Below are 24,049 nucleotides of genomic sequence, written 5' to 3'. Positions count from 1 at the left end.
ATATATCTGATGTTAGATTATTTCTTTTGTAATTCGTGAACATACATAACAACTTTCCATCTCTCTTCTGGAGATAATTGCGATGCATGTGATCCCATGGAGTTATGTCCATAATAAATCGTATGGTAGATTTTACCATCCGTCAAGTCAGCCATGAAACCACCTCTTGAAGAGTTCGCCTTATCCGTTCTATGGTAAGATGGTGGCGGCGGAAAGTTCTCTAATTGACGGGTACCTCTAGAATCAGTTACACTACGATCTTTCGTCAGCGGTCCATCGCCTTTACCTTCTGGTCCGTGACATACCGAACAGTAAGTGGTGAACAATGCTTTTCCTTTTTCAAGGTTTTCTGCATTGACAACCAAAGGATTTTTAACTTCCCGTCCCGCACGTTCGTACTCCTCTAATGTATTGGCATACTCGAAACGAGTGAATCCAACTGGATCGGTACCCTTTGGCGGAGTTTGCGCTGTTTTTCCATCAGCAAAATTCGCGTTAGGTTGATCCGGATTGAACGCAAGCGGATCGTACATGTTACGGGAAAATTCCAAACCTGTACTACGAGTTGTTTTATCACCACAAGAAGAAACGAGTGCTGTTAATGCTACAGCTGCGCATACAGTTCCAAGTAAATTCTTCTTATTCATAGCTAACATATTTTCTATCATTGTACTTAACTTCAACAGCACCAGCTTCTTTCAATAAACTATCGATCAAAGCGTGGTCTGCATTTTCTTTGGCATCTACTGCAAGGATGAAACGATCATCAGTTGCGCGCAAGTCCATCACACGTGGTGCACGTCCCGGGAATAGGTGGTTACGGAAGAAAAATGTAGCAACCATACCCAAAGCACACAATAAGATGGTAACCTCAAATGTTACAGGAACAAAGTTTGGCATTGCAAAAGATGGTTTACCACCAATATTCATTGGCCAATCGTATACCATAGTATAATACAACAAACTAAAACCTAATGTCGTTCCCAATGCTCCAAAGCAAAATGCTGCGATAGGCAAGCGAGAAGGTTTCACACCTAACTTCGCTTCGATGCCGTGGATAGGCATCGGAGTAAAGCAGTCATAAATACTTATATTGTTTGCTTGCAATTTGTCGATCCCATGCATCATGTCATCCGGATCCGCAAAACTACCTAATATATATTTTGTATTGCTCATTGCTGATTATTTTCTAACTGATAATTCTTTAATCTCTTCTTCTGTCACTGAATCATATTTTTCCAATGATTCTTGGAAGTACTCCACTTGCTCTGCAGGGAAAGCACCTTCTTGAGCCAATTTAGTTTTGTGTTGTAATGACGATGATTTCAACAACAATTTAACTTCGGCAATTGCGATACCTGGCAAGAAACGTAAGAACAACAAGAATAAGGTAAAGAATAATCCAATTGAACCTACAAAGATACCTACGTCTGTCCAAGTTGGGTAGAACATTGCCCACGATGAAGGCAAGTAATCACGGTGCAATGAAGTCACGATAATTACGAAACGCTCAAACCACATACCGATATTTACCACAATGGATAGAATCCATGAGATCGGAATACTTGTACGGATTTTTTTGAACCAGAATAATTGCGGAGAAATTACGTTACAAGTCATCATTGACCAGTACGCCCAAGCGTATGGACCCAACATACGGTTCTCGAAAGCATACATTTCGTATTCTGAACGAGAGTACATTGCAATAAACAACTCTGTTAAGTAAGCCACACCCACGATAGAACCTGTCGTCATGATGATGATATTCATCGATTCAATGTGGAACATCGTGATGTAGTTCTCAAAGTTCATTACTTTACGTAAGATCAACAATAAGGTCTGTACCATCGCGAAACCTGAGAAGATCGCACCTGCCACGAAATATGGCGGGAAGATCGTCGTGTGCCATCCAGGGATAACCGAAGTTGCAAAGTCCATGGATACGATGGTGTGTACAGAAAGTACCAGTGGAGTTGAAATACCTGCCAAGATCAAGGACACGATTTCAAAACGTTGCCAAGTCTTCACAGAACCATTCCAACCGAATGATAATACAGAATAAATCTTTTGTTTTAATCCAGTAGCACGGTCACGGATAGTCGCGATATCCGGCAACAAACCACAGTACCAGAATACCAAGGATACGGTGAAGTATGTTGAGATCGCAAACGCATCCCATACCAATGGCGAGTTGAAGTTTACCCAAAGTGATCCAAATTGATTTGGAAGTGGGAAAATCCAATATGCCAACCAAGGACGTCCCATGTGAGCGACAACGTATGTAGCCGCACAGATTACCGCAAAGATCGTCATCGCCTCTGCGGAACGGTTGATGGAATTACGCCAGTTCTGGCGGAAAATTAATAATACGGCCGAAATCAACGTACCGGCGTGACCGATACCAACCCACCATACGAAGTCGGTGATATCCCAAGCCCAGCCTACAGTTTTATTCAGACCCCAAGCGCCGATACCTGTCCAAAAGGTATAACTAACGCTAACTACCCATAATAAAGCTCCCAATACAGCAACGGTAAAACCAATCCACCATGCTTTATTTGGTTTATTTTCAACCGGTAGTAAGATATCATCCGTAATTTTTGCATACGTGATGTCTTTACCGGTCATTAATGGTTCTCTTAATATTGATTCGTTATGCGATGACATAGTATTTTTATTTCAAATATTGTACAAGATTACGCCTCAAAAGTGTTTCTAACTTTTGTCATATAACCGATACCCGGTTGAACATTGATTTCCTCAAGTACGTAATAAACACGCTCGTTGCGCAATGCTTTGGATACTTCCGATTCTGGATCGTTAGCGTCACCGAAGATGATTGCATTTGCCGAACATGCTTGTTGACAAGCCATTTGGATATCACCATCTTTCACTTTGCGGTTTTCAATCTTAGCCTGCAATTTACCTGCTTGGATACGTTGGATACACATTGAACATTTTTCCATTACCCCACGTGAACGAGTGACCACATCTGGATTCAAGACCAATTGTGTGAACTCATTGTTCAAGTAGTTGTCAAAACGTGAATCATTCCAGTATGCGAACCAGTTGAAACGACGAACTTTGAACGGACAGTTGTTCGCACAGTAACGTGTACCAAAACAACGGTTATATGCCATATGGTTCAAACCTTCTGAAGAGTGTACTGTTGCCAATACTGGACAAACCGTTTCACAAGGAGCGTGACCACAGTGCTGACACAACATCGGTTGGTGAACAACAGTGATATCTTCGAAATCCAATTCAGCTGAAGCTTTCGCAATCTCTTTCTCTTTTGTCAGATCTTTCTCTTTGCCTTCGATTGTATAGTAACGATCGATACGTAACCAGTGCATCTCACGACGACGACGAACCTCATCACGACCTACAACAGGGATGTTATTCTCCACGTTACATGCTACGATACAAGCACCACAACCTGTACAAGCGTTCAAGTCGATTGCCATCACCCATTTGTGGCCCGGTTGCTCATATTTATTCCACAGATCGTACGTTTTGTGATTATCTGTAAAACGTCCTGCCTCAGAGTTAGGATCTTTCAAATATTTCGCAAACGTAGTCTCACGAATCACGTTACGACCTTCGATCGTGTGGTGTGTTTGTGTTTGTGCCAATTGGTAAGTTCCAGAAGCTTTCGCTACAGTTGCTTTTGCAACACCTTGAACAGTACCGTTGATGATAGAAGCAAATGGGAATGCGTTTTTACCAACTTCATTACCTGCTTTACCAACTTTAGTACGACCGTAACCTACAGCAACTGAAACAGTTCCTTGTGCTTGACCTGGTTGTTGTACAACTGGCAATTCAAGTTCAACACCATTTGCTTTTACAGTTACTTTACCATCTTCACCCAAACCTAGTTTTTCAGCATCTTTAGGGTTTAGGGCTGCATAATTGTCCCAAGTTACTTTAGATACTGGGTCTGGCAATTCCTGTAAGTAAGCATTGTTTGCATAACGACCATCGCGAAGAGCAGCAGGTTCGTAAAGTTTCAATTCAAACTCGCCAGTGATTGCTTTACTAGAAGCTTCGATTGCAGCAGCGGCAGCAGCAGCATTTCCTGTAAATGCAGGAGCAGTTGAAGCTTTGGCACCTTTATATTCAAAACCAGTTTGCAATACAGCATCCCAGTTTTTCGTAGAACCAGCTAAGATTTGTGTAGACCACAAGTTCTTAACAAAGTTGTACATATCTGTTGTGTTTCCTGCCCAAGTCAACAAGCTTTGTTCAGCTTGACGCGTTTGGAAAACAGGATTGATTGTCGGTTGAACGATTGAATATAAACCTTCTTTCGGATTAGCATCACCCCAAGACTCCAAGAAAGTACTTGCGGGAGCGATCGCTGTCAATTCCGACGCAGTTTCATCAGCACGTTGTGCGAATGATAAAGTGAAAGGAATCTGTTTCAATACAGCTTTGACATCCTCTGCTTTGAAGTAGTCATAAACAGGGTTGCTGTTCAAGAAGAACGCTACACCTACCTGACCAGCTTTTGCAGCAGCTAAGAAAGCTTGGAAAGAAGAATCCGAACCTTGGTATTGTTTCGAATAGTTATCTAAATCAATGATTGTACCGTAAGCACCCAATGCAACGTTGATCGCGTTGACCAATACCTGAACATTCACATCGTTTGAACCGGCAACAACTACGGCAGCACCTTTGCTGTTGACCAATTCTTTTGCCGCTAGGGCAACACCTTTTTGTGCTTTTTTGTTTGCAGTCGCGCCAGCCAATGATTGACCAGTGATTGCATTATATAAAGCGATCAACGTAGCACCTTCTTCCGAAGGTTTGATCGCAATACGCGCATCCGCATTTGTACCCGTCATCGAAAGACCGGACTCAAATTGTACGTGACGTGACATTTTTCCATTTTTCAATGATTTGTAGTCACGGTTTTTAGCGTATTGTTGTGTATGTTCTTCACCTGCCAACCAAGTTCCCAAGAAATCAGCAGCAACTGAAACGATTACATTTGCTTTATCAAAATTGTATGAAGGAACTACAGCTTTACCAAAAGAAGCTTTATTTGCTTCGATAATACCGCTGTAAGAAACAGCGTCATATTGTACGTGGTTAACTGTAGGGAATTTCGTTGCGAAAGCAGCGATAGCTGCCAAAGTTGAAGGACTGTTTACGGTATTCGAAACGATCGTAATTTGTTTGCCAGAAGATGCAGCAGCAGTCAATGCTTTAACAACTTCCCCATCCAATTTAGACCACTCTACATCTTGACCTTTCAATTGTGCTTGCTTCAATTTAGACTCATCATATAAATCTAATACAGAAGCAGCGGTCGTTGAATCCAAACCTTGGTTCAAACCAATCGCATTCGGGTTAGGCTCAACATTGATCGGACGACCTTCACGCGTTTTAACCAAGATACTCTGACCATTGAATGTCGAAGCATAGTAGTTAGGTATACCTGGAGTTATTTCTTCAGGCTTAATCAAATAAGGAACTGCCTTATGCACAGGAGTACGGTTACAAGCCGCTAAAGAAACAGCACCCAAACCAAAACCTAATGCTTTCAAGAAGTCACGGCGAGGAGTTTTAGTACTCAAGCCAGCTTCGTTTAATACATCTTCTACAGGAATAGATTCGGCAAACTCACCCTTGCTTCCCTCAACGAAAGCAGGAGTTTGATTTAACTCTTCCAAACCTTTCCAATATTTTTTATTGCTATCCATTTAAGCTGTATATAAGATTGCGTATTTCAAATAATTATTAATAGTGACATTTACCACACTCAAGACCACCGATCATGGCTGCAGTCATTTTCTCACCTTTCTTAATTCTTTCGTGTGCCTTGATCAGATCTTCATAATATTTATTATCCGATTTGATATCTGTCTTTTTGTGACAGTCCACACACCATTTCATGGTCAATGGAGAATATTGGTATACTTCTTCCATATTTTGGATCGGTCCGTGACAAGTCTGACACTCTACTCCAGCAACCACAACGTGTTGTGAGTGATTGAAGTAAGCGAAATCAGGCAAGTTGTGGATACGAACCCATTGAATTGGCTTCGGATTGTTACCATAAGTACGTGTCTCAGGGTTCCAATCTAACGCACGATAGATCTTCGCGATTTCTGGTGAGATTTCACCATCGTAATGCTCTGATGCAGTGATTGTATTGTGACAGTTCATACATACATTGGCCGATGGAATAGAAGCATTTTTAGATTTAAATGCACCACCGTGACAATATTGACACTCAATTTTATTTACACCTGCGTGGATTTGATGTGAGAACTTGATTGGCTGAACAGGCTTGTAACCTTCGTGAACACCTACGTTCCACATCGTCTTCCAACCACCTACTGCCAAGAGAGCAACAAGCATCAACACGGTAAATCCAACCAATTTTTTGTTTTTAACGAATGCTTTCGCAAACTTCACAAAACGTTGATTGTCTTCAGGTTCTTGTTGCGCTGCAATAGCTTCCTGATTTTTAGCAATTACATTTTCTAAGGTACGGATCACACGATTCAACACCACGATCACGACAACCGCCAAAACAACAACCGCGATCAAGCCCAAGATCATGAACATAGATGCATTGTCATCTTTTGCAGTAGCGCCTGCAGCACCAGCTTCTTTCGGCTTCTCTACTGAAGCATCTTTGATAAACGCGATTACCGATTTAATCTGATCATCAGATAAATCCGTAAAAGAAGTCATCACAGACTTGTTGTACTCTTCAAAGATTTTAACCGCTTCGGCATCACCAGAAGCAATTAGAGCTTGAGAGTTGCGGATCCATTTAATCAACCATTCCTCAGATTTTGTATCTGGAACTCCTTTCAACGCAGGACCAACTACTTTTCTGTCAATGGCGTGACAGGATGTACACTTAGATTTGAAGATTTTTTCACCTTCCTTGACATCTTGCGCATGCAACGTCGTAACGGCAAATAATAGCATCAAACTCGTTGACACCACCCTCGCAAGGCTTCCCAAAACGGATGAGATAGTTCTCATATTTAGCACTTTATACTATTTATTTGTGAATGTAAAAAATTAACTCCCATGGTTAAAGGAGCCACTACCCCCCTAACAATGCCACAAAAGTATGATTTATTAATAAATCGCTGACAATTTTGTGACCTTTAATATCAATTTATAATCATTCTAAACAATTGCCTTTAAACCACCGTGAAATCACTATTATAGTAAAAAGTAGCTCTTTCGCTACAACTTTTCATTACGTCGTTCAATCAAATATAAGACATTACTATGACAATTTAAAATACCTGAATATCAAGATCATTCCGGACTAAAAAAAACATTTTCCATATTAATTTCGTAACTTTATAGGTATGAAAGCGCTATTATATAGCTACTGTATCTGTTTGTTCCTCATAGGCTATTCCTGTCAGGGGCAGCAGAACATTAAACAGACTACGAAAATGGAAACGAATAAAAAATACAACCCGTTAAGCAAAGAAGAGGAATATGTGATTGTGCATAAAGGGACGGAACGTCCTTTTACGGGTGCACTTTTGGATAACAAAGCGAAAGGAACTTACATTTGTCGACGTTGCGATAGTCCACTGTACCGTTCGGAGTCAAAATTTGAATCTGGTTGTGGCTGGCCGAGCTTTGATGATGAGATCCCTGAAGCAATCACGCGGATCACAGATGCAGATGGACGCCGCACAGAAATTCTCTGTACTAAATGTGGTGCGCATTTGGGGCATGTTTTTCTTGGAGAAGGTTTCACGGCAAAAAACACGCGCCATTGCGTCAATTCTATTTCAATGAAATTTGTAGCGGATACTACAAAGTAGCCTTTGCTTTCGTTGACTCACGAATTTTCAATTCACAAGGCAACACGAGCTTACGTGTTGCTTTTATTTTTCCCTGTAATCGAAGTAAAAGTATATTGATCAGATTTTCTGCGATCTCCTTGATCGGCTGTGAAACAACAGTGATGGATGGCTCCAGTAATTTAAATACAGTATGATCATCGAAGGCGATCATCGCAGGCATGGCAAAATTATATTTCTTCGAAGCCTTTAATCCCGAAATCGCCAGATAATTGGTCGAGAATAAAACAGCATCCAGACGGTTTTCACAAATAAAATCTTTTAATGACTCCATTGCTTCGTCATCTGAAGCATCCATTTGCACCTTCTGTATAAAACTTTGCTGTTTGTTATTATCCATTGCTTTCAGGTAACCATCTGAGCGTTCTTTCATCTGCGTCTGGTCAGAATATAAGGACACAAAGCCAATACGTTTATACCCTTGCTGACACAGATGATTGGTGGCATCAAAGGCCCCCTGAAAGTTGTCAGCCCCTACATAATCTGTTTCCAGGTTCGGAAAATAGCGGTCAAAGAGTACAACGGGTATATTACTTTGCTGCAATTGCTTAACAGTATCTTCCAAGCCATCTGATGGGGTAATAATAAAGCCATCGACCTGACGGTCGTAAAACATCTGAATTAACTCCCTCGCCTTGTCCACATCGTTATTTGTGCTACAATAGATAATGCGGTATCCCTGCTCGTAAACCTTGCTTTCGATCAGACGTGCGATATTACCGAAAAATGGATTCGAGATGTCTTCGATAATCAAACCCAATATCTTGGTTTTTCCGGTACGCAAGCTTTTCGCCAATTCATTTGGCTTATACCCTACTTTCTTGACATAATCCAATACGCGCTTGGTCAACGCCTCGCTGATACGCTTCTCTTTTGCCTTGTCATTCAAAATAAAGGATACTGTAGTTACAGAAATTCCCAACGCCTTTGCGATATCACTGATCAGAATACGTTTCTTCATGTAGAGTAGGTTTGTTTAGTTTTTATTTCGAAGATTACTAAAGTAAAAAATTTAACGACAATTTACTAAAATAATAATAAAATTGCGCTAAAAGGTTTTATTTACTAATTTTAGGCAGTTTCAAATACCCGAACACAAAACCTATGATAGGAAATAAACTCATCACAACAGTGTTGGGCACGCTAATTTTACCATTTTGCGTTCAAGCTCAGCAAAATTTAACACAATATGTCAATCCATTTATTGGATCAGCAGATCACGGGCACGTGTTTGTCGGAGCCAATGTACCTTTAGGTGCAGTACAGCTTGGCCCAACGCAGATCCCACAGATCTGGGACAAATTCAATGGCTGGGATTGGTGCAGCGGCTACAATTACAAAAGTCAGGAAATACTGGGTTTCACCCACACCCACCTGAGCGGAACAGGTATAGGTGACCTCAATGATCTGATGATCGTTCCGGCCAATGGCAAACTGCAATTAACCCCAGCAGAATTCAATAAGATGAATACAGGTTATGGTTCATCTTTCAAAAAAGAAAATGAAGTCGCTAAACCCGGATTCTACAGTGTGTATCTGGATGACTATAACGTTCAGGCGAATCTAACAACAACAGAAAGAGTTGGTTATCACCAATACCAATACGAAAAAACAGACAATGCCCATATTTTAGTTGATCTGGGTTATCACATCAATTGGGATAAACCAACTGATACCTATATCAAACAGGTCAATGATTCTACATTCGTTGGTTATCGTTTTTCCACCGGTTGGGCCAGTGACCAAAAGCTATACTTTGCTATAAAAACTTCTCAGCCTGTCCAAAAGGTTAGATTCTTTGATGGCAAAGACGAAAAATTCGGTCAGACAACCTTCAAAGGACAAGCCATCAAAGCAGCGCTTTTCTTTGATGCAGCTAAAAACAAGAACATTGAACTGAAAGTCGGTATTTCACCCGTCAGCTCTACCAATGCCTTAAATAATATCAATGCGGAGATTCCAGGCTGGAATTTTGAAAAAGTAAAGCAAGAAGCCGATCAACGTTGGAATAAAACCTTAAACAAAATCCAGTTTGAAGCAGATAAGGATACAAAAACAATCTTCTATACCGCTTTATACCATACCTATTTCGCCCCTACAATTTTCAACGATGCAAACGGTGATTATTTGGGTACGGATAAGCAAGTTTATGAAAAGCAAGATTTTGTAAATCATACCGTATTCTCCCTATGGGATACCTATCGTGGGCTTCATCCACTGATGACCATCCTTGAGGACCGCAAAATCAATCAGGATTTTATCAAAACCATGCTTGCGATCTATCAACAACAAGGGAAGTTACCGATGTGGCATCTGCAGGGAAATGAGACCAATACCATGGTCGGCCTGCCAGCTATTCCAGTGATCGCCGATGCATTCTTAAAAGGAATCATTGACGAGAAAGATTATCCTTTGGTATGGGAAGCTGTCAAGACCACAGCAATGGGTAATGATCACGGCCTAAAATACGCACGTGACCTGACTTATATCCCTATTGACAGCATGCCGAATGAATCGGTCGCTTGGGGACTGGAATATGCTATCGCTGATTTTGGTGCTTATAAAATAGCAGAGAAACTTGGTAAAAACGAAGACGCTGCCTATTTCAAAAAACGCTATAAACTTTACGAACAATACTTCGACAAAGAAGTTGGCCACTTTGTCGGCAAAAAAGTTAATGGCGACTTCCGCCGTCCCTTTGATCCGCTAATGGCCAAGCACCGTGAGAATGATTACTGTGAAGGAAACGCATGGCAATATACCTGGTTGGTACCACAAGATGTGACAGGCTTGATCAGTCTTTTTGGTGGCGAACAACAATTTTTGAAGAAACTGGATTACTTCACAACCATGTCCTCGGATTTGGGCGGTGAAGCCTCACCAGATATCTCGGGACTAATCGGCCAATACGCACAGGGTAATGAGCCCAACCATCATATTCCTTACCTATATGCTTATGCGGGACAGCCATGGAAGGGTGCAGCCTTAGCACGTAAAGCAATGACTGAGTTTTACACAAACACACCAGCAGGACTCTGTGGTAACGATGACGTCGGCCAGATGAGCGCATGGTACGTGTTCTCCGCGATGGGATTCTATCCGTTGAATGCGATGAGCGGTGTTTATGTATTTGGCTCGCCGATGATGGAACAGGCCAACATTAATTTGCCAAATGGCAAAACCCTAGCAATAACGGTGAAAAACCAAGGCAAAGCAAACCAGTACATCAAATCCATCAAACTGGACGGAAAACCTTACAGCAAGACTTTTATCACACATGCACAATTGCTGCAGGGTGGTCAGATGGAAATTGAGATGAGCGCCACGCCGAATAAGAACTTTGGAAAAAATAAAGCAGACAGGCCATCAAGTATTGACAATAATTAACTGAAAAATTGTCAGCAAAACATTCGTGGATTAATATTTGTTAACACCTTACTGTATAAATTAAGGAGAACAAAAAATGGCAGATTACAAAAACATCAACATACAAGACATCCCCGACGGAGGTGATAATCCAAAAGACTTCTATGAAACTTTTAAAGAGAGATTAGAGGACTTGGAAACCTTTCCAAAAGACTATACGTACAAATTTATCTTACCAAAAGATCAAGATCATTTCAATCAGATCCAAAGTGTATTTGATGATACTGATGCACGTTTTGACTTCAAGGATTCCAAAACAGGCAAATACACCTCGATCACGGTTAATGTAAATGTAAAAGATGCAGATCAGGTCATTTACTTCTACAAAGAAGTATCCAAGATAAAAGGCGTTATTATGCTATAAAAACAAAAGAGGCTGTCGAAATGACAGCCTCTTTTGTTTATTGTTCAAGAAGTTCCTGCCTGACCAAATCGCCTTGACCAACCAGTTCTTCCATCCTTACCTTATCAAACAATTCTTTCGGGACTTTGAGCTTCAAAAGAGAACATATCGGGCGCCCCGATTGAATCCCCGGACTCCATCTTTTTTGCCTTGTTAGAAAATCAAGTAGAACTCGATCTTCAGAACCACTTTTCCTGCCCAATAGTTCCCCGTTTTTTGTGACGAATACCTCAAATATATGGTCAGCATGTATCGCTTTTTCCAACCGACCATCCCGCTTAGCTTCTTTTAGATAATTTAGCCAATGGATCTTAAAGTTATCCATCCCGCTCCTCGGTACAAGGAAAATGTCCACGGCGGTATAGATATGGCTTGTATCAGTATTTTTTGATACCTGCGCAACAACCGGCCGATATAATACCGATAAAAACAGAAAACAATATATTCGGATCATAATTAAAGTATAGCACTAAGTTAATCAAATTAAGCCCACAAAAAAAAGCCCGCTACATAGCGGGCTTTTCTATAGTAATTCATATAAGCTTATTCCTGTCCGGCACCAACTACGGGAGCTTCGCCGTTCGGCTTATCTTGTTTTGGTTTATCTTCTTTTGGAGGACGAGGCAATAAAGCTTTACGAGAAAGTTTCATTTTACCTTGTTTGTCAATATCCAATAATTTAACCGTTACTTTATCACCTTCTTTGAAAATACCGTCCATTGTTTCAAGACGCTTCCAGTCGATTTCAGAGATGTGCAATAAACCATCTTTGCCTGGCATAATCTCGACGAATGCGCCAAATGGCATAATTGATTTTACTTTACCTTCGTAAGTTTCTCCAATCTCAGGTTTAGAAGCGATCGCTTTGATACGACCTACAGCATCATCAATTGCGGCTTTATTGTCTGCAAATACCTGAACGACACCTTTGTTATCAACTTCCTCGATAGAGATTGTTGCACCCGTCTCACGTTGCATTTCTTGTATGATCTTACCACCTGGACCAATTACAGCACCGATAAATTCTTTATCGATCAACAACTGAACAATACGAGGTGCATGTGGTTTGTAGTCTTCACGTGGAGCAGAAATGGTTTTCTTCATTTCACCTAAGATGTGTAAACGCGCTTCTTTCGCTTGATCCAATGCCTGTGTCAACACTTCCCATTTCAAACCATTGATTTTTAAGTCCATCTGACAAGCAACAATACCTTTTTCGGTACCAGTTACTTTAAAGTCCATATCACCCAAGTGATCTTCATCGCCCAAGATATCCGATAAAATTGCATATTTACCAGTTTTCTCATCAGAGATCAATCCCATTGCGATACCCGATACAGGAGCTTTCAACTTCACACCAGCATCCAAAAGAGCTAATGTACCGGCACATACAGTCGCCATTGAGGATGAACCATTGGATTCCAAAATATCCGAAACCACACGGATTGTATACGGATTTTCGCTATCCGCAGGTAATACTTGTTTCAATGAACGCATCGCCAGGTTACCGTGACCAACTTCACGGCGGCCCGGACCTCTGTTTGGTCTTACTTCACCTGTTGAGAACGCAGGGAAGTTATAGTGAAGGATAAATTTGTTATAACCGTTGATAAAAGCACCATCAATCATTTGCTCATCGTCTTTAGCACCTAAAGTAACCGAAGTCAATGACTGTGTTTCACCACGTGTGAATACGGCAGAACCGTGTGCTGCTGGTAAGTAATCCACTTCAGACCAGATCGGGCGTACTGTACGTACATCACGGCCATCCAAGCGAATTCCTTCGTCCAAGACAAGGTTACGAACAGCATCATACTGAACATCGTGGAAATATTTTTTGAATAAGAATGCAGTATCATCATCCAATTCCTCTGGCATTGTTGCTCTATATTCCTCAGCGATCTTCGCAAAATTTTCAGAACGCTCATGTTTCGCTGAAGCAGATTTTGCGATAGCGTAAACTTTATCATACGTAGCTGCAAATATTGAATCTCTCAATTCAAGGTTTTCAGGCTCGTGGTTATATTCGCGCTTTACAGTTTTACCGACTAGATTCGCCAATTCAACCTGTGCTGCGATTTGTTTTTTGATCGCTTCATGAGCAAAAGCAATTGCTTCTACCATTTCAGCTTCGGAAATTTCTTTTGCTTCACCTTCCACCATACCGATATCCTGTGCAGAGCCGGCAACGATAAATTCTAAAGTTGCATTTTCAAGTTCAGATAATTTTGGATTGATAACCAATTGACCATCAATTTTTGCTACACGAACTTCTGAAATAGGACCGTTAAAAGGAATATCAGAAACTGCAATAGCAGCGGAAGCCGCCAGACCCGCTAACGCATCAGGCATAATATCTTTATCCGCAGAGATCAAGCTGATGGCAACTTGTGTATCTGCGTGATAGTTTTCAGGGAATAATGGACGTAGAGCCCGGTCTACCAGACGAGAAATCAATACTTCATAGTCTGATAATCTAGCCTCACGACGTAGGAAGCCCCCCGGAATACGGCCAGTAGCCGCATATTTCTCTTGATAATCTACTGAAAGTGGTAAAAAATCAACACCAGATTTAGCTTCTTTGGCAGAAACGACAGTTGCAAGCAACATCGTATCACCTTGTTTTAATACCACAGCACCATCAGCCTGTTTTGCCAATTTTCCTGTAGACAATTCGATCTGGGTGCCATTACCCATATCGATGGTTGTTTTAATTTCGTTGTAATTCATTTAATCTTATTTTTGACACGCTTTTCATCTTGTTGGCAGCGTGCCTATATTTTAAATACGTTAGATTTCAGCACAAAGGTAAATTAAAATATTAAGATTAATGCAATTAACATCGGGCTAAATATGCAAAGCCAATACTCAGGCCACAGGGAGCTGAAGCATCCGATGACATTCTTTGGAAATCTGCTCTTAAAAAAGCACCTTCGAGTGCCTTTTTTAAGTACTCTTTTTTGAATATTTTCCGAATAACAACGGCCCATCCAGAAAAGATCGGACCTTGGATGCTTTTAATATATTTAGATCTAACTTATCAAGCCAGAAATTGTGATTTTAAATTTGGGCATTTTTGTTACACAAGCCTAGCTCCTTTCCTTTTTCCTCTTTTAATTTTAAAGACAGCACATTATGATCAAATAGGGATCAAATTCTACCTTTTAACATTAATTGTTCAGTGTTTGTTCAGTGATGGTTCAGTGATAACTCAGTATAAACTGAATAACCACTGACTGATTACTGTCTAAAAATTGATTAAAAATTGTTATTAGGTATAATTTGGTATTAGGATGTTTCGGTTTTAATGTCTATCTTGATTATCTATTTTCTAATCAGTTAGTTATGGCAATTATCAAAAATGGCGTTAATGGAACTGTTTCCGGGAAAGCAGGTTCTGTTGTATTTGTGTTGACGAAAACAGGAAATTATGTACGCTCTCTCCCTCGCGTTAAAAAACGGAAGCCCAGTCCTGAACAGCTGCTCAGTAGAACACGCTTCAAAATTGTGAGGTCACATATTAGTATGTTAAATCCGATCATCAAGATAGGCTATAAGGCGTACAGCTATCCAAAGCGGGCATATGATGGTGCGATGTCTTATAATCTGAACGAAGCACTTATGCAGGAAGGAGACGGTTTTGTAGTTGACTGGAAGAAATTTATGGTTGCCAAAGGAAGCCCCAACCCCATCACTTCTTACACGATGGATTTCGATCAAGAAAACGGAGTGCTTCAGGTTACTTGGGAATATGATGCCTATCTGGAGAAGAAGTTTGACACAAGGTCTTACGACTCCTTCTTAGTACTATATAGCGCAGGGGATAATGGAGTTGAATATCCTCTTTTGACGAACGACTCGAAAAATAGCTTAATAGCTGGCAAACAAGATATTAATATTCCAGAACATACAAAGGAAGCGACTTATGAAGTGTATATATTTTTTGTAGAGAGCTATGGTGGAGGTAATACAGACAGTCTGCACTTGGGCAAGATAAAGATTTGACCGCAGCTATGAAAATCAATTGAAGGTTCTTTCTGACCAATAGAAATCAGACACTTTCAGAAAAAAAAGCCATCCAAAATTTGGATGGCTTCCCTAAAAACCTTTGTACAAAAGCTTATTTGATGATATCACGTAAACCAAGACCTTTGATGATCGCACGGTAACGGTTAATATCTGTTTTGTAAAGATAAGCCAATAATGAACGACGTTTACCTACCAACATTTGTAGGGCACGTTGTGTACCGAAATCTTTTCTGTTCTTTTTCAAATGCTCAGTTAAGTGAGCAATTCTCTTAGTGAATAAAGCAACTTGACCTTCTGTAGATCCAGTGTTAGTAGCTGATCCAGCAAATTCTGCAAAGATCTCAGCTTTGTACTCTTTACTTAAATACATCTCTTGAATAATATTAAAGCGTTAAAAAATTTATTAATTGCGTGCAAAGGTAGTGTTTTTTTTCAGATTGGCAAATCCATTTTCATAACCTCCTCACCTTTACTATACTTTCACGTATATTTTCTTCTTGTCCAACCAGTAGCAAATCACCCACATGAGTGTCAAAAAGCACAGCGAATAGACGAAAGAACCAACTTCTGGAATTCCGGGAACTTTGGCACAGACATATTTATAAAACCAAGCGAAAGCATCTATATATTTTTGTGTTCCATCTTCTGCTACGCCATCTGAAATTCGAAATAACCCCAGAAAACGTGGCAAAATTCCACTCAGTACAAATATAAACAAAGGATTCTTGCCAAACACATCAAAAAATTGCGTCAATTTGTTTTTAACGCCCTGCACTTCTATAAACCAGATCATACCACCAATAGTCATTGTAGCAAGCCCCGTTGTATAAAGCACATACGAACTTGTCCAGATTTTTTTATTGATCGGAAAACCGAGCGCCCAGACCCAAGCCAAAACAACAAGGATAAAACCAGTCACAAACATCCCCGCCAACAATTTAAAATGAGGTTCGTTTGAAGCAGGCACCTTAGACCATAACCAGTCCACCTGTCCTTGCTTCTTGATAAACACACCGACCAGATAGCCAAACACAACCTGCACGATCGCCGGTAAGGTACTCATCAATCCCTCCGGGTCGAATGGAACACCTTCTCCTTTGTAAATATGGGGCACACCCAAGATAGCGATATCGTACTTTGTTCCAAACCATCCTTCTAAACTATACGGATCAGCTCCCCCTGCCATTGCACAAACAGCCCAATACAACAATAATATACCAGCAGAAATCCAAATAATCGCCTTCTCTTTAAAATAATACGCTAATATGGATGCAAAACAATAGGCAATCGCAATACGTTGTAATACGCCCAGAATACGAATGCCCCGGCTCGGATCACTGGGATCAACCCATTGTTTAAGAACCAGCTCTGCTCCTTCCCATTTAATAAAAGGCCACCAGTTAATAAAAAGACCAATTGCAAAAATTAAGACCGTGCGTTTAAGCACCTTCTTCCAGAAAACCGCAGGACCAGCTTCCTGTAATCGGGGAATCACAAAGGACATGGCATTTCCTACCGCAAATAGAAAAAACGGAAAAACCAAGTCCGTAGGAGAACAGCCATGCCAGGCTGCATGTTTCAGCGGCGCGAACATATGCGCCCATGTCCCCGGATTATTTACCATAATCATCAGCGCCACAGTAGCTCCACGAAATACATCCAAGGAATAATAACGTTGTTTCATCATAAATTAAGTGATTAGTTCGTAAATATAGGTATTACAGAATTCATTTTTATGCATAATGTTTATATAAATGGCATAAACGGGAAGGACACTTTGCAAATAGAATTGTTACAATAAAAATATGTTCACACCGATTTTATATAAAAAAGCTATACTTTTTAAAAAACTTTAAAAAGTATTTGGAACTTGAATTCTTTTTAACATATCTTTAACAAAAGTTTAACCAGCTTTTATGAAGAATTTCAAATACCAATGGAAAAAGAAATACTAAAAAACCTCTATTTTGATACAGCACTCTCTATAGCAGAGTTGGTAAAAAAGCTTTCGAAAAGTACACCTTCGATCACAAAGGTTATCAATCACCTTTTGCAGGAAAAGATAATTGTCGAATGCGGGTTTGCTGAATCCACCGGAGGAAGGCGCCCAATACAGTTTGCACTTAACCCATCATTGAATTTCCATATATTAACGATATCTGCCGATCAATATTTTTCGACATTCACATTGACGGATTTAGGCCAAAATATAATCGCTGAACATCGCGATATTCCATTGGAGCTACAATCCGATAATTCCTCCGACTTACTTCTTTCAGAAGTTGAGCGAATCTTAACTTCCTCTGCCGTCCCCCTTGATAGGCTTATTGGTATTGGTCTCAGCATGCCCGGTTTTGTGAATTCGGAACTTGGTGTCAACGAGTCATATCCCGTCACCCATCCACTCTATAAGATCAAAAATAAAATAGAGAAAAAATACAAGGTCGCCACAGTAATCGAAAATGATTCGCGTTGCATAGCACTTGCTGAAAAAGAATTTGGCTTGGCAAAAAACATCGAAAATTCTTTGATCATCAACCTAAATTGGGGCGTTGGTTTAGGGATTATTATTAATGGAACTGTATTTAAGGGAGAATCAGGATTTGCGGGCGAATTTAGTCATATCCCACTTTCTGATAACAATACGCTCTGTTCTTGTGGCAAACGAGGATGCTTAGAGGTAGAAGCTTCGTTGAATGCGGCTATTCGGAATACCGAAAATGATATCGAGAAAAATGAGTATTCCATTTATAGCACATTTGTTAAGAGTAATCTCAACAAAATCGATGCACTGATTGAAGCCTCCAATGTGGGAGACCAGATAGCCATTAACAATCTTGGAAAGATAGGCTATATGCTGGGGAAAGGAATTTCAACATTGATTCACATTTTAAATCCCAAACAAATTATTGTCAGTGGCAGAGGCGCCGAATTGGGGCGCATTTTGAATCCGCAGATTCAGATTGCAATCAACGAGTTTTGTATACCTGAAATTGCAAAGACCACACAAATCCAGATGTCTGAATTAAACAAACATGCCCAGGTAAAGGGTACTGCTGCTATTGTCGCAGAAAATCATATCGGCAGGATCCTAACTAAATAATTATTAACAAATTAAACACTAAACAATGAGTCTATTCTACAAAAAAACAGCTGGCTTAGCGTTGTGCACACTCTTCAGTGCTACATCGCTTTTTGCACAGCAAGGCATTTCTGGAACAGTTTCAGATGCCAAGGGGCCATTATCGGGAGCTACGATCTCTGTAAAAGGGACAACTCGGGCTACCCAATCGAATTCAAATGGGGCATTTAGTATCCAAGCTGCTCAAGGCGAGACCATACGTATTTCCTTGGTAGGTTATAAACCACAAGAAATTGTGGTTGGTGCAACTAAAACGATTAATGTTAGTCTGTCAAATGACGAATCCACCTTAGGTGAGGTTGTTGTCACAGCAATGGGGGTAAAAAGAGAAAAGAGGAGCTTAGGTTATTCTTTTCAAGACATACAAGGCAGCGCCCTTACTGATGCAAGAGAAAATAATATTGCTAATGCACTCTCGGGTAAAGTATCCAGTCTTCAGGTTATTAAAGGATCTGGGGGACCTTCTTCCTCCTCTAAAATTATTCTTAGGGGATTCAACTCGATATCGAGTGACAACCAACCTTTAATTGTCGTCGACGGAGTACCTATGGACAACTTTGTTGGCGCATCAAATAACGATTTCTGGAATCCAACAGCAGATATGGGTGGTGGTCTCGGAGACTTGAACCCTGAAGACATTGAAAGCATGTCGGTCTTGAAAGGTGGTGCGGCATCTGCACTTTATGGATCTCGGGCTTCCAATGGGGTTATTTTAATCACCACCAAAAGTGGTAAAGCAAAAGACGGCGTAGGCATTTCCTACTCTACCATCACCGGTATCGAGAACATCTTTATGACTCCAAAACTGCAGAGTGAATTCTCTCAGGGTGAGGGAGGAGTATTTGGAAAGCTCTCTACGAGTTCTTGGGGAGAGAAAATAACAGGCCAGGAAGTTGAATTATGGGACGGTTCCAAGACCACACTTAGAGCGTATGATAATATCGGAAATTTCTTCAAAACAGGTTTCAGTACTACGCAAAACATTAATTTCCAACAAGCCCTATCAGATAAAGTCAATCTTTATACTTCTGCAACGTACCTTCACGATAATAGTAAATCGCCTGGTCAAAAATTAAACCGTTTAAATCTGATCAACCGCGTAAATGCAAAATTCGGTCAACGCAATCAGTGGACTACAGACATTAAAGTACAATATATGCGCAATATGGCCTACAACCGAGCTGTGGGCGGGTCAAATCCGGGCAACTATTATGGTCAACTCCTGACCTTTCCCAGAACATTAGATATTACGCAATTTAAAGACGGAATGGATGAATTGGGAGTCAAACAAAAATGGTACCTCGAAACTTCAGGAATTAATCCTTATTGGGCTGCGAGTAACAAACTGAGCCGTGACACCCGTGATCGTTACCTCATGAATGCGACCGTCAAATACGATTTCAATGACTGGTTAAGTGCAGATGTGCGTGTAGGGTCCGATAATTATTCAACTAAAAATGAGAATAAGACTTATACAGGTTCACATATTAACAATTCTTATGGTACAGGAACCGACAAGTTTTATGAAAATAACTACATCGTCAGTTTACAAGCTAGAAAAGATAATCTTTTCGGAAAATGGGGTGGTAGCGCAGCAATTTACGGACAAATTATGGAACGTAACCGTACATCTTTAAGTGCCGGGGCGGGTAGTTTAAGAGTTCCAAATCTATTTGCAATAAATAATAATATTGGAAATCCAAGCTTCACTGAGAGTATTAGCAAAAAGCAAATAAACTCTTTCTATGGGAATATTGATATTAATTATGATAATTTTTGGTACGTTAGTTTAACAGGGAGGAATGACTGGACATCAACATTACACCCCGATCTAAACAGTTATTTTTATCCATCGGTTAGTACATCGTTGGTTATTTCCGATTTAATTAATAAATCAGGCAGCATGCCGGCTTGGTTCAGCTTTGCAAAAATTAGGGCTTCTTACGCAGAGACGGGGCGGGATATGGACCCCTATCAACTGTATAATACATATAAGATCGGAAATGATCCAAATAATAATACAACTGCATCAAAACTGGATGTTCTTTTTAATGACAGAGTTGTTAACGAACTTCAAAAATCAATCGAAGTAGGTTTAGAGACAAGATTTCTTAACAATAGGCTCGGACTTGATTTGACCTATTATAAAAACAACTCCACCAATCAGCTGATTAATATTCCAATGAATAATCTTTCGGGTTATCAATCTTTCAAAGCGAATGCTGGTAACATATTGAATGAAGGATTTGAAATAACATTAAATGCAGAAGTAATAAGAAAAGAGCATTTTAAATGGAATATAAATGCTAACATTTCTAAAAACATCAATAAAATTATTGAATTGCACCCAGAATCTAAACGCATAACACTTGGCGGATTTGATAACACATTTATCTACGCATCCCAAGGCGATAGATATGGAGCAATTTACGGTAGAAAATTCCTACGTATTGAGGACCCGAATGACCTGAATAATGGTAAGCTTTTACTAACCGGAACCGGTCTACCACAACATGCTCCAGGAGATCCGGTTTTATTAGGAGATCAAACTCCTCGGGCGCTTGCCGGTCTAACGAACTCTTTCACCTATAAAAATTTCGGTCTGAGCTTCCAGATAGATGGACGCTTTGGCGGGCAATTTTTTTCTGGAACACAACAAGCACTGCAACTGAGTGGATCCTCCGCCGAAACAGTAGTTAATGGTAATCGTGATAAATTTGTTGTTGATGGCGTTATCTTAAATAACGGAAAATACGAACAAAGCAAAGTGGAGGTTACACCAGAAGATTATTGGAAAGCAGTTGCCGCCTCCACAGGCAATTTAGGAATTTCAGAACAAAATATCTACAGCGCCACGAATGTGAGAATTAGGAATTTACAATTAAATTATTCGATTCCAAAATCCGTTCTAAAATCGTCAATCGTAAAAAATGCAAAAGTCGGCGTATCGGTCAACAATTTAGCGATGTTAAAGAGTTATGCAAATGGCGTAGATCCAGAATCCACTTATGCGATAAGCTCAAATGCAACTGGATTTGAATATTTATCATTTCCGACTTCACGTTCTTATTTCTTAAACTTATCCATCGGTTTTTAATCTGAATTATCATGAAAAATACACTATCAAAAATAGCGCTGGTAACACTATTAGGAAGCGCAATAACCTCCTGCACAAAGCTAGAGGATATCAACATAGATCCCACTGCGGCTAACGATGAACAGGTTAGACCAGAATATTTTTTAAACAATTCTATAATTGGAGCACAGCAAGATCCTGAAATTGCTGAGCGTCTGTTTGTTTATTCGTGGAAAACGGCTGCACATCAACAATATTTTAATTTTCTCAATATCGGTCAGCAAAGCGATGAATTCAATAATATATATTGGTCGCGTATTTCCGGCTGGTTAAACAACGCGAACTCTGCCATTGAAATTGGTCAAAAGAAAATCGAAAATGGAACTGCAACAGTTTCTAATGCCAATATGATGCAAGTTGCAAGAATTTGGCGTGCTTATTTATTAAGTGAGTTATCAGATAACTTTGGTCCAGTTCCTACAAAAGGATTTCAAGGGGTTAATCCCGAGTTTGATTCAGTAAAAGATGTATACTATTACCTATTGGCAGAACTGAAAGATGCTCAGTCAAAAATTGATCCAGCGGTTGCTAAAGAAGATATTAAAAATTATGACGCAGCTTACGGTTTTAACTGGGATAATTGGATTCGCTATGCAAACTCGATGCGCATGCGGTTGGCGATGCGATTATCTGAAGTCGATGCCAATAAGGCTAAAAGTGAATTCGAGGACGCCGTTAAAACCAACAAATACATTGATAATGCCTCACAGAACTTTGGCGTTCAGGAAAAAGATGGCTGGGATCCATTAACTGGTGTAATGAGCCGTTCATGGAACACACAACTGCTTTCCGCTACATTAAATAATATCTTTATTGGACTTGGGGGTATCAAAACAGCAGATCAGTTTACTGAATCTTCAATTGTTAACAAAATAAAAGATGAAGACGACTTTGGCATCCGCTATCTGGACAACTTTTCAACAATGTCTAATGACCCAAGTCAAGGTTACTATCTAGATGGTATTCCAAATAAAATGGATCCACGTGCTTATAAGGCATTTTTCATTCCTGGACATACCTCAGACCCAGAATATTGGTCAGCAGCTAGCATTCAAGATGCAGAAATCAAAAAACCAGATGGAAATACTCTAAAGTTTAATACTTCCTATACATGGAATGCTTTTAGTGCTGGTACATGGGGCGCCAAAGCTTCCAACATGGTGTTTAGAGGGCAGAACGGGCGAATTCCGGGAATGATCAACAAATTCAGAACAAGTACGCAAAAACGCCTATTCTTCGCTTCATGGGAAAGTTATTTCTTGATAGCAGAAGCTGCATTGAGAGGCTGGTCCACACCAATGTCTGACAAAGCTGCCTACGAAAAAGCTGTTGCTGAAAACTTCGATTATTGGGGAACATCGTCTTACCTAAATCAGTATTTAGCATCAGAGAGTTATAACCGTGTTGGAACATCTGTAAAATATGATCATACAACTGAACCGGCGGCTAGCTTTACTGTCAAATACAAAGATGGTTATACCAATACAACAGGGACAGCTACAATCAAATATCCTGAAAACACCATTTATAAAAATGGAACAGTGAAGAATGATAAGCTGACAAAAATTATCACGCAAAAGTATATCGCTTCGTTTCCATATCTATGTCTTGAAGCATGGAATGATCATCGCAGATTGGGACTTCCTTTCTTTGAAAACCCGGCCGTGGAAACAAATATTGCGACAATGCCGCAACTGACAAGTTCAAATTATACAAAGAACCAGATCAACTTCTTCCCACAAAGAACAAGTTACCCTTCTTCCTTTAGTAATGCAGATCAAACAAATTATGCAAAGGCAGTAGCTCTACTTGGCGGTAACGATATTGTCTACACACCATTATGGTGGGCAAAACAGAAATAAGTTTTGCCCTTCTCAATAATTTATAAAAAGCCGGCTTAAAGCCGGCTTTTTTATTTAATGTCGAATAAATGGATTATATCTGTTACAATTACATTTAATAATCAATCAAAAGAAAGGGGTATTTCACTTAAAAATAAAGAATCTATTAAATTCTTTTTAAATTTTTTAAAAAGAATTTGGAGCTTTAAATAA

Annotated in this window: 17 protein-coding genes; 7 read left to right on the top strand and 10 right to left on the bottom strand. The window is 40.0% G+C overall.

What is annotated here, in order from left to right; genetic code table 11:
• Positions 1-17 precede the first annotated feature (17 nt).
• The 5 genes from ABTV71_RS03945 to ABTV71_RS03925 form a co-directional block, all read right to left on the bottom strand.
• Entirely contained in the window at positions 18-533 is a 516-nt protein-coding gene (locus tag ABTV71_RS03945) for a c-type cytochrome (RefSeq protein ID WP_317125734.1), read from the bottom strand.
• Between the two features lie 106 nt (positions 534-639).
• Entirely contained in the window at positions 640-1,176 is a 537-nt protein-coding gene (locus tag ABTV71_RS03940) for a DUF3341 domain-containing protein (RefSeq protein WP_104385006.1), read from the bottom strand.
• Between the two features lie 6 nt (positions 1,177-1,182).
• Entirely contained in the window at positions 1,183-2,667 is a 1,485-nt protein-coding gene (gene nrfD / locus ABTV71_RS03935; protein WP_077437920.1) for an NrfD/PsrC family molybdoenzyme membrane anchor subunit, read from the bottom strand.
• Positions 2,668-2,696: 29 nt separating this feature from the next.
• Positions 2,697-5,711 carry a TAT-variant-translocated molybdopterin oxidoreductase gene (locus ABTV71_RS03930; RefSeq protein WP_433902312.1) on the bottom strand — a complete coding sequence of 1,005 codons (3,015 nt, stop codon included), beginning with the start codon at positions 5,709-5,711 and terminating at the stop codon, positions 2,697-2,699.
• Positions 5,712-5,748: 37 nt separating this feature from the next.
• Positions 5,749-7,011: a cytochrome c3 family protein gene (locus ABTV71_RS03925; protein ID WP_433902311.1), complete on the bottom strand. Its 1,263-nt coding sequence runs from the start codon at positions 7,009-7,011 to the stop codon at positions 5,749-5,751.
• Between the two features lie 338 nt (positions 7,012-7,349).
• Between ABTV71_RS03925 and ABTV71_RS03920 the strand changes: the two genes are divergently transcribed.
• Positions 7,350-7,820: a methionine-R-sulfoxide reductase gene (locus tag ABTV71_RS03920; RefSeq protein WP_433902310.1), complete on the top strand. Its 471-nt coding sequence runs from the start codon at positions 7,350-7,352 to the stop codon at positions 7,818-7,820.
• Here ABTV71_RS03920 and ABTV71_RS03915 read toward each other — a convergent pair.
• Positions 7,810-8,820: a LacI family DNA-binding transcriptional regulator gene (locus ABTV71_RS03915; RefSeq protein WP_121125520.1), complete on the bottom strand. Its 1,011-nt coding sequence runs from the start codon at positions 8,818-8,820 to the stop codon at positions 7,810-7,812. The two genes, ABTV71_RS03920 and ABTV71_RS03915, sit on opposite strands and share 11 nt — an antisense overlap.
• A gap of 143 nt (positions 8,821-8,963) precedes the next feature.
• Here ABTV71_RS03915 and ABTV71_RS03910 point away from each other — a divergent pair, with 143 nt between their 5' ends.
• Together ABTV71_RS03910 and ABTV71_RS03905 are read left to right on the top strand one after the other, a co-directional pair.
• Positions 8,964-11,246, top strand: coding sequence for a GH92 family glycosyl hydrolase (locus ABTV71_RS03910; protein WP_433902309.1), 2,283 nt, complete (start codon positions 8,964-8,966; stop codon positions 11,244-11,246).
• A 76-nt stretch (positions 11,247-11,322) separates the two neighbouring features.
• Entirely contained in the window at positions 11,323-11,649 is a 327-nt protein-coding gene (locus tag ABTV71_RS03905; protein WP_433902308.1) for a DUF493 domain-containing protein, read from the top strand.
• 37 nt (positions 11,650-11,686) lie between these two features.
• Here the strand turns inward: ABTV71_RS03905 and ABTV71_RS03900 are convergent, their stop codons facing one another.
• Positions 11,687-12,142, bottom strand: coding sequence for a hypothetical protein (locus ABTV71_RS03900; protein ID WP_433902307.1), 456 nt, complete (start codon positions 12,140-12,142; stop codon positions 11,687-11,689).
• A gap of 89 nt (positions 12,143-12,231) precedes the next feature.
• A complete protein-coding gene (gene pnp / locus ABTV71_RS03895) occupies positions 12,232-14,418 on the bottom strand; it encodes a polyribonucleotide nucleotidyltransferase (protein WP_121125524.1) in 2,187 nt (728 codons plus the stop codon).
• A 615-nt stretch (positions 14,419-15,033) separates the two neighbouring features.
• Between pnp and ABTV71_RS03890 the strand changes: the two genes are divergently transcribed.
• Positions 15,034-15,693, top strand: coding sequence for a DUF6266 family protein (locus tag ABTV71_RS03890; protein ID WP_433902306.1), 660 nt, complete (start codon positions 15,034-15,036; stop codon positions 15,691-15,693).
• Positions 15,694-15,808: 115 nt separating this feature from the next.
• Here the strand turns inward: ABTV71_RS03890 and rpsO are convergent, their stop codons facing one another.
• Both rpsO and ABTV71_RS03880 read right to left on the bottom strand, forming a co-directional pair.
• Positions 15,809-16,087, bottom strand: coding sequence for a 30S ribosomal protein S15 (gene rpsO, locus ABTV71_RS03885; RefSeq protein ID WP_104385015.1), 279 nt, complete (start codon positions 16,085-16,087; stop codon positions 15,809-15,811).
• Between the two features lie 102 nt (positions 16,088-16,189).
• Complete coding sequence (locus ABTV71_RS03880; RefSeq protein ID WP_245971366.1) at positions 16,190-17,404, bottom strand: acyltransferase family protein; 1,215 nt, start codon at positions 17,402-17,404, stop codon at positions 16,190-16,192.
• A gap of 249 nt (positions 17,405-17,653) precedes the next feature.
• Here ABTV71_RS03880 and ABTV71_RS03875 point away from each other — a divergent pair, with 249 nt between their 5' ends.
• The 3 genes from ABTV71_RS03875 to ABTV71_RS03865 are packed head-to-tail and all read left to right on the top strand — an operon-like array spanning position 17,654 to position 23,857.
• Positions 17,654-18,820, top strand: a complete 1,167-nt coding sequence (locus tag ABTV71_RS03875) for an ROK family protein (protein WP_433902305.1) — start codon at positions 17,654-17,656, stop codon at positions 18,818-18,820.
• Positions 18,821-18,845: 25 nt separating this feature from the next.
• Entirely contained in the window at positions 18,846-21,956 is a 3,111-nt protein-coding gene (locus tag ABTV71_RS03870) for a SusC/RagA family TonB-linked outer membrane protein (protein ID WP_433902304.1), read from the top strand.
• Positions 21,957-21,967: 11 nt separating this feature from the next.
• On the top strand, positions 21,968-23,857 hold the full coding sequence (locus ABTV71_RS03865) for a SusD/RagB family nutrient-binding outer membrane lipoprotein (RefSeq protein WP_433902303.1): 1,890 nt from the start codon (positions 21,968-21,970) through the stop codon (positions 23,855-23,857).
• The last annotated feature ends 192 nt before the right edge of the window (positions 23,858-24,049 follow it).

The organism is Sphingobacterium puteale (assembly GCF_050986225.1).
GTDB lineage: Bacteria > Bacteroidota > Bacteroidia > Sphingobacteriales > Sphingobacteriaceae > Sphingobacterium > Sphingobacterium puteale.
This window is presented reverse-complemented; position numbering and strand designations above follow the sequence as displayed.